Here is a 238-nt window from a genome sequence, read left to right as displayed (position 1 = left end):
CAAGATTGGTACTGATGAATATGTAGATGGTGGTTTAGTCAGCCCTGTACCTGTTGATGTGGCACGTAAGTTAGGGGCAGATATTATTATCGCGGTCGATATTTTGGCGCAGCCGATGTATACCGAAACCTCAAATGTCTGGGGGCTGTTTAACCAAAATATCAATATTATGCAAAAGAACCTTGCGCAAATAGAGTTGAAAAATGCAGATATTGTGATTCAGCCAGACTTGCGTGAG

At 42.0% G+C, this 238-nt stretch carries 1 protein-coding gene; it reads left to right on the top strand.

The features are described from left to right. A partial coding sequence (locus RRF55_RS27855) for a patatin-like phospholipase family protein (RefSeq protein WP_439419279.1) occupies window positions 1-238 on the top strand: 238 nt, incomplete at both ends.

Source organism: Klebsiella sp. K47 (genome assembly GCF_051858335.1).
Classification (GTDB): domain Bacteria; phylum Pseudomonadota; class Gammaproteobacteria; order Enterobacterales; family Enterobacteriaceae; genus Klebsiella; species Klebsiella pneumoniae.
The sequence above is the reverse complement of the archived record's forward strand: the minus strand, read 5'-3'. Positions and strand labels throughout refer to the sequence as shown.